Source organism: Occallatibacter sp., from assembly GCF_049802275.1.
Lineage (GTDB): Bacteria > Acidobacteriota > Terriglobia > Terriglobales > Acidobacteriaceae > Telmatobacter.
In genome coordinates, this window is sequence record NZ_JBARMD010000040.1 from 1 (window position 1) to 9,316 (window position 9,316).

A 9,316-nucleotide genomic window follows, 5' to 3' on the forward strand; every position below is an offset into this window, starting at 1 on the left:
AGATCCAATATGTGGATACGGCGGATTTGGATGCGGTGAAGGCGGCGATCAAGCCGAATACAAAGCTGATGCACATTGAGACGCCAACCAATCCGCTGATGGTGCTGACGGATATTGCGGCGGTGTGCGAGATTGCGCACGCGCATGGCGTGGAAGTGAGCGTGGATAACACGTTCATGTCTCCGGCGCTGCAGAGTCCGCTGGCGCTGGGTGCGGATGTTGTGATGCATTCGACGACGAAGTTTTTGAATGGACACTCGGATGGGTTGGGCGGCGCGCTGATTGGATCGAAGCCGGAACATAAGGACCGGTTTTTGCTGGTGCAGAAGGCGGCGGGCGGAATCCTGTCGCCGTTCGAGTGCTTCCTGGTGCTGCGCGGGATTAAAACTCTTCCGCTGCGCATGAAGCAGCACGAAGAGAATGGCCGCGCGGTGGCGGAGTTTTTGTCGATGCAGCCGAAGTTAACGCGGCTTGCGTATCCGGGATTGAAGAGCCATCGGCAACATGAGCTGGCGAAGAAGCAGCAGCGCGGATTCGGATCGATGATGAGCTTCGATCTGGGATCGCGCGATGCCGCGGGGAGATTTCTCGGCGCGCTGAAGTTGTTCTTGAATGCGGAGTCGCTGGGCGGGGTGGAGTCGCTGGCTTCGCATTCGGCGACGACGACGCATTTTGCTCTTACGGATGCGGAACGCGAGAAGGTTGGGATCACGCAGGGACTGGTGCGGCTTTCGATCGGCATCGAGGACAAGGATGATTTGATTGCGGACCTGGAGCAGGCGCTGGCTGCGGTATAGGGCGAGGCTGGAGCGCGCGACAGGAGCAGAAATATGCAACCATTTGGTTGCGGCATATACCCCCCACCCCCCGTCTCTTTAGAGAAATATCCTGTTTTCAGTGGCTTGCGAGGGAGGCTGGCCGCCAGATATTTCCAACCAAAGCACTTAGCCGTAGAAATTTGCTGTTAAAGGACTTAGATCGACTGGCATTTCCGGATCGTGCTGGAGAATTGCCATCCCTGATTCACTTGTTCAAGGGTAGCAATTTGGCCGGAAATTACCTGCAAATGCGGAGCAGGAATTTCCGATGAAGAATCATGTGCTTAGGGGATGAACGAAGGTGTTCGGACTTGACAGACATTCTCCCATGGAGGGACAAGCCTTTGAGACATAGATCTGAATAATCACTCGCTGCGCGTATCTTCGAGAATCCCGCAGGTCGCCTCATTGACTAATGGCATCAGTTGTGACGGGCAGTTAGAGAATGAGCAAGCATGTTTGCGAGCCTGCGCTCTGTTTCCGACCTGTCCACCTTTCGGTTTGGGTTCGTCGTTTCCCACTCATGCGCAGAAAGCGCGCATGAATGGGGCACCCGGCTTCCCGCGTTTAGGGGGTACCTGGGTTCTTGCTTTCCCGCTTATGCGCAAGGAGTGACTGCTGGGTTCGTGGTTTCCCACTCATGCGCAGAAAGCGCGCATGAATGGGGCACCCGGCTTTCTGCGTTTACGGGTACCTGGGTTGTTGCTTTCCCACTCATGCGCAAAGAACGCGCATGGATGGGGAACAGGCGACTGCTCGAGGAATCGTTCCTGGAAAACTGTGTGTTGAAAAGCGCCACGATTGTTTGGTGAGGGAAGAAAAAGCAGCTGCAGGTCCTTCGACTCCCGTTGGTCGCTCAGGATGACGAATTGAGTGCGGAGCGGGAGGTTTTGAATAGGAAGCGGTGGATCGTTTTAGTGGCCTATGGGGGCGGCGGGGAGTTTTTGGGGGCGGTTCATCACGAATGGCAGCGGGATCAGGACTGCGGTTACGGCGACCATTACCCAGATGACATCTACGTAGGCGAGAAGGCGTCCCTGGACCAGGGCCATGCCGTAGATCTGTGCGCCGGCGTGGTAGATGGCGTCGGGCATGGCTGAGCCGCGCTGCACCCATGCGCCGGCGAGGCCGGCACGCATCTGGTCATACGCCGGATTTCCCGCTGCGGCCTTCGGCACCAGCATGGCGAGATGCTTCTGGCTAAGGCGGGCTAGCAACGTGGTGACGAAGCTGATGCCGACGCTTCCTCCGAGATTGCGCATGAGCGCAGTGAGTCCGCTGACCTCGTTGTATTTCTCCTGTGGGATCCCTGCGTAGCAGAGGGTATTGATGGGAATGAACAGGAAGGGAAGGCCGAGAGCGATTACGGCACGCCAGCTCACGGCCATACCGAAGCTGATGTTGAGATTGATCTCCGTCATGCGCCAGAGACCAAACGTGGTGACCACGAAGCCCATGGCAACCAGCTTGCGGGGGTCGAATTTGGGCGCAAGGGCGCCGGCAACGGGGAAGAGAAACATCAGCACCAGTCCACCGGAAGAGACGGCCATGCCGGCCTGGCGCGCAGAGTAGCCCATGATCTCCTGCAGGAACTGGGGGATCAGCACGGTCGAGGAGTAGAGCGACAGTCCGACCATGAACATGACGAGCTGCGTGGTCGCTACATTTCGTCGCTTGAAGAGACGCAGATCGAGGATGGGGTGATCGATGGAGAGTTCGCGCCAGAAGAAGAGCGCGAGGCCGATGGTGGAGGTGATGGCGAGTGTGATGATGAAGCGGGAGCTGAACCAGTCGTCTTCCTGGCCCTTGTCGAGCATGATCTGGAGAGCGCCGATGGCTATGATGAGAAGCCCGAGGCCCCAGTAGTCCACGCCCTCGCGACGCTTGCGGATTTCGGCGAGATATGGCGGGTCTTCAACCACGCGATTGGTGAGGTAGAGCGACAGGATGCCAACCGGAATGTTCAGGAAGAAGATCCAACGCCAGCTGTAGTTGTCGACGATCCACCCGCCGACGGTTGGGCCGAGAACCGGGGCCATGACCACCGCGACGCCGTACATGGCAAAGGCCATACTGCGCTTTTGCGGAGGGAAGGTGTCGGCGAGAATGGACTGCTCGCTGGGCTGGAGGCCGCCGCCTGCTGCACCTTGCAGGACGCGGCAGAAAACCAGTACTCCGAGAGTTGGCGCGATGCCGCACAGGAACGAGGCGAGCGTGAACAGGAAGACACAGCTCATGTAGAAGCGCTTGCGGCCGATGCGGTTGGCGATCCAGCCGCTGATGGGCAGCACCATGGCATTGGCGACAAGGTAGCTGGTGAGCACCCATGTGGCTTCGTCGGGACTGGCCGAGAGCGAGCCGCCGATGTGGACCATGGCGACATTGGCGATGGAGGTATCGAGCGCCTCCATGAACGTGGCCATCGTGACGGTGATGGCGATGACCCAGGGGTTGGCACGGGGTCGCCATGTGTCATGGAATGTGGTTGTCGCCGCGGCGGCCACGCCTCTTCCTTTCGGGGTCGAAAATGCTTCGTTTAGCCGCCGTTGGCAGCATGGGGGTGCTTCCACCAGATTACCGGAATCGGGGCGGCTGAGGGGACGGCAGCGGTGTGTAATCCTGAGAGGGAGATGCCAGCAAGTCAATCAGTTGCGGAGTTTCGGCCGGGGGCCGGTCTGTTGGTGCTTGGAGTGGATACATGCGGGCCGTCGGGATCGGTCGCCTTGGCGCGGCTTGAGATGTCAACGGCACAGATTTCTGGGCAGACGGCGTGGGATATTGGACAGTCGGCGGAGATTCTAGGACAGGTGACACTCGCGGGGAGGACGTACTCGGCAACGCTGGTTGCGGCGATAGCTGAGCTTCTAACGAAACATGAAGCGAGGCTGGCGGATGTGGGCGCGATAGCCGTCGTGCATGGGCCGGGGAGCTTTACCGGGGTCCGGGTAGGGTTGAGCGCGGTAAAAGGACTGGCTGAGCCCGGCAAGACCCCCGTGGTTGTGGTGTCGCGGCTCGAGGTGCTGGCGGCGAAGGTTGGCGTGCCCTCTGCGTCACTCGATGCGCACCGGCATGAGGTATTTCTGCGGCTGGCGGGGCGGGAGGGGGGCGCGCAACAGTTGCTCGCGGGAGCCGAGGAGCTGATGGAGATCAATCCTGCGCCGACCAGGGTAGCAGTATGCGACGACGAAGCGGCTACGCTGCTGGAATCGGTGTGGCAAGGGACTGAACTGATACGGTCCGAGGCGCCCACAGCGACGGATGCGATTCGCACGTGCGTGCCGGCGATTCTGGCCGGGGAATTCGCGGACCTGGCGCTGCTGGATGGGTTCTATTTGCGGCGTTCGGATGCAGAGATCTTCGGCGATCCGAGTACGGCGAAGGCACGGCACGTATGAGCGGCGATTCGAGTTTCCGCATTCGTTCGATGGTGGAAGCGGATCTCGATCGGCTTGTGGAGATTGCAGCAGGAGTGGATCATGCGCCGCAGTGGCCGCGCCGGGCCTATGAGGCCGTACTCGATTCTTCTTTTCCCCAACGCGTTGCCCTGGTCGCAGAAGATCCGGAAACGGGTGGCTTGGCGGGCTTTGTCGTTGCCAGCCTGGTGCCTCCCGAAGCTGAATTGGAGTCGATCGCGGTTTCGGCAGCATACCAGCGGCGAGGGGTGGCGCGACGCCTGTTTGGGTTTTTGGCAGGCGAACTCGGCCAGTGCCAAGTGCGCGAGGTGCTGCTTGAAGTGAGGGAATCAAATCAGTCGGCGTTAGCCTTTTACACCTCGCTTGGATTTGTAGAGGAGGGACGTCGGTACGGCTATTACGATGAGCCGGTTGAGGATGCCATCCTAATGAGGTTGAAGCTCTGCAAGCCGCCGGAGCAGGGGCAAATCGGCGTATGACCAGGATCGAACTGTGATTCTTGTCACACCAGTTGCGTCACGGTGAAGAAATCCACAGATCGGAGGTATTTTCCTGGGTCTTCCCGCTTGCCGATTGCGTTTGGGAGGATTATAGATATTGGGTTAAGAACCCACGGAGGTGCTTGATGGATGAAATAAATGACTCGACGCTGAGCGAAGAAATTGGTCGTCTCCAGGCCGAACATCGTCGCTACGCTCAGCGGTTGGAGGAGTTGCTTCAGAAGCCTTATCTCTCTACCGATGAGGAACTCGAAGAAGTACGCCTGAAGAAGCTGAAACTGCACGCCAAGGACCTGATTTACGCTCTCGAGCATCGGGCCCCGGCAATCGCATAGAGTTTCAGAACTTCGGTTCGCAGGACGATGACAGGAACGGCTGAGCCGCCCGGTTCAAGCCGCGCACAGGACGAGAGTCTGCTGTCGATATACCCGTGTCCAATTCAACCGTATAATCGTTAGGGACAATGGTTCGTGACGGTTACATCTACGGTTTGAGTCTGCTGGCAGTCGCGGGAGTGCTGGCCTGGGCTACAGGTACATGGGTATGGAGCATAGTGCCAGTTCTTCTGGCCGCTTTCTTTCTCTGGTTTTTCCGAGATCCCCAGCGTGCTATTCCCAAAGGTGAAGGACTCGTGGTGTCGCCCGCCGACGGGCTTGTGACCGAGACGGTGCGGATCGAAACGCCGCAGGGGCCCCGCCAACGCGTAAGCATTTTTCTCAATGTCTTTGATGTGCATGTGAACCGCTCGCCCATCGCCGGGGAGATCACCGCTGTTCGCTATCAGAAAGGAAAATTTCTGAATGCGATGAACGAGGAGAGCGCCGACCGCAACGAACAGAACATTGTGACGGTGCATGGCGAGGGGATGGAGATCGTTTTCAAGCAGATTGCGGGGCTGATTGCACGGCGAATCGTCTTCAATCATGGCGCTGGAGAACGAGTGGAGCGCGGACAGCGTGTGGGGCTCATCAAATTTGGTTCGCGCACGGACATAATTCTTCCGGCCGAGGCGGAGATTCGCGTGAAGACGGGGCAGCGCGTGAAGGGCGGCTCTTCGATTATCGCGGAGATGCCGGAATCGGAGCTTGCGGTCGGAGTGACGACACAGAGAAAGATAGCCAGGGCAAGCGCAGAGCCGGAGAATACAGAAGGAGACGACGTTGAACTCCGCTGATACTGCACTCGCCAGGGCCAAGAACAGGGCGCGTCTGCGGCGCGGCATGTTCATTCTGCCGTCGTTATTCACGGCGATGAACATTGGAGCCGGCTATTTTGCAATCACGCAGACGATTGAAGCTGCCAGCAGCAGCGCGCTGACAAACGGGGCGCAGATGCACCTCGATTGGGCGGCGATTGCCATCTTGATCGCCATTCCATTTGATTCGCTGGACGGGCGTATTGCGCGCATGACCAACACGGCCAGTGATTTTGGGCGGGAACTGGATTCGTTAGCGGATGTGATTACGTTTGGGGTGGCGCCGAGTTTGCTGGCGTTTGTGTGGGGCTTTCATTTTCTGCCCGACACGATCAATGCGCAGCTACGGCAGCATCTGGTCCAGGCTGGAGCGTTTCTTTGCTTCCTGTTTCTGATTGGGGGGGCCTCGCGGTTGGCGCGATTCAACATCAGCCACGATCCGAAGCCGAGAAATCCGGGCAGACCAGATCGGAAGTATTTCGTAGGAATGCCAATTCCCGCAGCAGCGGGATTGCTGGCGGCGACGGTGCACTTTTTTTATGGTATTCCCGTGCAGGCGTGGTGGGTTGCGATTCCGTGGCTGTTGCTTGTCGGTCTGGCCGGATTTCTGATGGTGAGTACGTGGCGCTTCTGGTCGGGCAAGGAAATCGATCTCAGCCAGAGTCATCCTTTCCGGCTGATTTTTGTGATGGCGATCGTGCTTTACATCATGCTGCGATTTTCGCAGGTAGTATTGTTTGCGATCGCGCTCGTCTACATGTTTTCGGGCATCTGGGCGCGTGCGGCATATGGATGGTCGCGGCGGCGGCGCCATGGGCAGAATATCGATGCGTCAAGACTGCCTGAAAGCTCAAATCCGGATCCCGACCCGCATCGCTCATGAGCTAAACGACGAGAAGGAAGCCTGTGTACAAGATTGCGATTGTTGGAGCCTCGACGTTGCTGGGCAAGGAACTGAAAGACGCCCTTTCGGAGTCATCGCTTGCAGCGTCGGATGTGGCGCTGTTTGATGAAGAAGAGGGGCTTGGCCAGCTCGATCAGGTTGGCGACGAGGTCACGTTTGTTCAGGCAATTACTGCGGACGCCTTTGAGCATGTGGACTTCACGTTCTTTTGCGGAACCGAGAGCCTGACGCGCAAGTTCTGGCGCGAAGCGCTGCGGGCGGGTTCGACGGTGCTGGATCTCTCCGGTGCGCTTGACCAGGAGGCGGGCGTGCTGGTGCGCTCGCCCTGGGTGGGAGAACCGGATGTTGCCGCAGATTTGTTTACGCCGGCTGTGGTTCCTGCGCACCCTGCGGCACTAGCCCTCGCGCTCTTGATGGAGCGGCTACTTCAGGCTGCGCCGGTGCGGGATGCAGCGGCGACAGTGATGCTGCCGGCGAGCGAGTTCGGTCGCGCGGCGATGGACGAACTGCACCAGCAGACGGTGAACCTGCTGAGCTTCCAGTCAATTCCGCGGACAACATTCGATGCCCAATTGGCATACAACCTGCTCTGCGGATTCGGGGAGAACGCCCGGGTCAACATGAACGCGATGGACTCCCGGATTCGTCGCCAGTACAGCGCGCTGGCTGGAAGACGCCTGCCCGCCCTGGCTATTCAGACGATCAGCGCGCCGGTGTTTCACGGTCATGGCTTTTCCATCTTTGCGGAACTGGAACGGCCGGTGGATCTGTCGCTGCTGGAAGATGCATTCAGCGGCGATCATGTTGACCTGGTGCTCGAGGATACGGATTCGCCTTCGAACCTGTCGGCGACGGGGCAGAATGATGTGCTGGTGCGGCTGAAACTGGAGCCAGGTTTGCGCAATGCGAATGAATCGGCGCGCGTATGGCTGTGGGCGGCTTCTGACAATCTGCGGCTATATGCGCAGAATGCGGTGGAGTGCGCGCTGGACCTGCGACGGCTCAGGCCGCAGGGAACCGTGCAGTAGAAGCTTTCGCGCTGATTGAGGCGCCACCCTTTCCGCAAATGCGCGGCAAGCGTGACGCACTCGGAAATTTCGAGGGGTTATTCTTTGGTGCTTAAGAGGGAGAACATGGCTCCCTGAGGGTCCTGGCAGTTGATGATCCAGCCACCCCCAGGCACTTGCATGGGACCATTCAGGACATTCCCGCTGCCGGCTTTGACGCGTCCAGCTGCCGCACCGATGGAATCTACGTTGAAATAGAAGTTCCAGCAGGACACGGGAACATTGGGCGTTTTGGTCATCATGCCTCCGTCGCCCATCTCCTTGTGGTCACCCTCATCAAAGAGGCGATAAATTCCCATCGCGCCCATGTCCATATCGCTGACCTTGTTCCAGCCGAACAGCTTGTGGTAGAAATCAAATCCGGCTTCGACGCTGGTGGTGTAGAGTTCGTGCCAGCCGATGGTTCCGGGAGCGGGTGGCACAGGTCGTACGGGGGAAGGCATAGCGGGATTGGGAGTGAAGACGACAATCGCGGCGCCCTGGGGATCGGACAGGACTGCGAAGCGAAGCATGCCGGGGATATCAGTTGCAGGTCGCCAGAGCTTGCCGCCTGCTTCGACGATTTTCTCGATGTGAGCGTCGACGTCATCGACTGATATGTAGCCGATCCAGGCAGTGTGCCCGGGGATGTTCAACATGCCGGCAATGCCTGCGTCACCGATGTTGAAGGTGGTGTATGGCGTGCCATCACCGCTGGGCATTTCGCGGGTGACCCATCCGACGACGTCGGAATAGAACTTGCCAGCCGCTTTTGTATCGCTGGTCATGAGTTCGTACCAGCTGAATTTGCCTTTGGGGGAAAACATGGCGTGATTCTCCTCTTTGCTGGATTCCACTCGTGCGCGGAGTCCAATGATCAGGAGTTGTTGATATCAACGTAAGAGCGGCTGTGTCAACCGCTGCTGAGTTAAATGTGACGAAAGACGACCGCGATGGCGATTTAATTGTCGGACTTCACGGAAGGTAGTCGTTCAAGTCGAAGAGGATCCAGTCCTTTGCATCGGGCGGTTTGACCCACAATTCGAGGGCAACAGAATCGACCGCGCCTTGATAGTACGGAACGTGGATTGTGTGGAGACCTGTTTCCAGGTTGATTCTGGCGGAGGATTCATTGACTTGATGTAATCCGTCAAGGTTGATGATCGTCTCATCGTCGATTTGTAGAATGGCTCCATCGTCAGAGGCCATCCGGAAGCGATACTCGCCGGGAATGTGCACCCAGAGGGAGGCGTGGTAGTCGATGCCGAAGAGGTTGGTGCGTGGGGTCACACCTGGAATGCCGGCTGTGTTCGAAAAGACCTGATTCGGAACATCGAGTGACGATGTATATACGGACCCGATGGGATCAAGTTCACGGAAGTCCGGCAAATGGTCTGATGTCTCCAGCAACTCGTAAACGTCGCCGCAGAAGGAGTGCGG

At 58.3% G+C, this 9,316-nt stretch carries 10 protein-coding genes; 7 read left to right on the forward strand and 3 right to left on the reverse strand.

From position 1 onward, the window contains the following. Positions 1-797, forward strand: a 797-nt coding sequence (locus tag WA354_RS01155; protein WP_472811175.1) for a trans-sulfuration enzyme family protein, incomplete at its 5' end; no start/stop codon positions are given. A gap of 935 nt (positions 798-1,732) precedes the next feature. Here WA354_RS01155 and WA354_RS01160 read toward each other — a convergent pair. Continuing rightward, positions 1,733-3,322 (reverse strand): DHA2 family efflux MFS transporter permease subunit, encoded by a 1,590-nt coding sequence (locus tag WA354_RS01160; protein WP_472811176.1) that lies wholly within the window; start codon positions 3,320-3,322, stop codon positions 1,733-1,735. Positions 3,323-3,448: 126 nt separating this feature from the next. Here WA354_RS01160 and tsaB point away from each other — a divergent pair, with 126 nt between their 5' ends. The 6 genes from tsaB (at position 3,449) to WA354_RS01190 (ending at position 7,858) form a co-directional block, all read left to right on the forward strand. Beyond that, on the forward strand, positions 3,449-4,213 hold the full coding sequence (gene tsaB / locus WA354_RS01165) for a tRNA (adenosine(37)-N6)-threonylcarbamoyltransferase complex dimerization subunit type 1 TsaB (RefSeq protein ID WP_472811177.1): 765 nt from the start codon (positions 3,449-3,451) through the stop codon (positions 4,211-4,213). Then, positions 4,210-4,710, forward strand: a complete 501-nt coding sequence (gene rimI / locus WA354_RS01170; RefSeq protein ID WP_472811178.1) for a ribosomal protein S18-alanine N-acetyltransferase — start codon at positions 4,210-4,212, stop codon at positions 4,708-4,710. Before tsaB ends, rimI begins: the two co-directional genes overlap by 4 nt. Before the next feature lie 146 nt (positions 4,711-4,856). Beyond that, complete coding sequence (locus WA354_RS01175) at positions 4,857-5,066, forward strand: YdcH family protein (RefSeq protein ID WP_472810188.1); 210 nt, start codon at positions 4,857-4,859, stop codon at positions 5,064-5,066. Between the two features lie 128 nt (positions 5,067-5,194). Then, the gene (locus WA354_RS01180; protein WP_472811179.1) at positions 5,195-5,905 is read left to right on the forward strand and encodes a phosphatidylserine decarboxylase family protein; all 711 of its coding nucleotides are present in this window, start codon (positions 5,195-5,197) and stop codon (positions 5,903-5,905) included. Next, on the forward strand, positions 5,892-6,809 hold the full coding sequence (locus WA354_RS01185) for a CDP-alcohol phosphatidyltransferase family protein (protein ID WP_472811180.1): 918 nt from the start codon (positions 5,892-5,894) through the stop codon (positions 6,807-6,809). The genes WA354_RS01180 and WA354_RS01185 overlap by 14 nt, the downstream gene beginning before the upstream one ends. Before the next feature lie 23 nt (positions 6,810-6,832). Continuing rightward, on the forward strand, positions 6,833-7,858 hold the full coding sequence (locus tag WA354_RS01190) for an Asd/ArgC dimerization domain-containing protein (RefSeq protein ID WP_472811181.1): 1,026 nt from the start codon (positions 6,833-6,835) through the stop codon (positions 7,856-7,858). A gap of 77 nt (positions 7,859-7,935) precedes the next feature. On the opposite strand, the gene WA354_RS01195 is transcribed toward WA354_RS01190, so the two are convergent. Together WA354_RS01195 and WA354_RS01200 are read right to left on the reverse strand one after the other, a co-directional pair. Continuing rightward, positions 7,936-8,703, reverse strand: a complete 768-nt coding sequence (locus WA354_RS01195) for a VOC family protein (protein WP_472811182.1) — start codon at positions 8,701-8,703, stop codon at positions 7,936-7,938. Positions 8,704-8,851: 148 nt separating this feature from the next. Beyond that, the coding region (locus WA354_RS01200; RefSeq protein WP_472811183.1) for a PA14 domain-containing protein at positions 8,852-9,316 on the reverse strand (465 nt) is incomplete at its 5' end.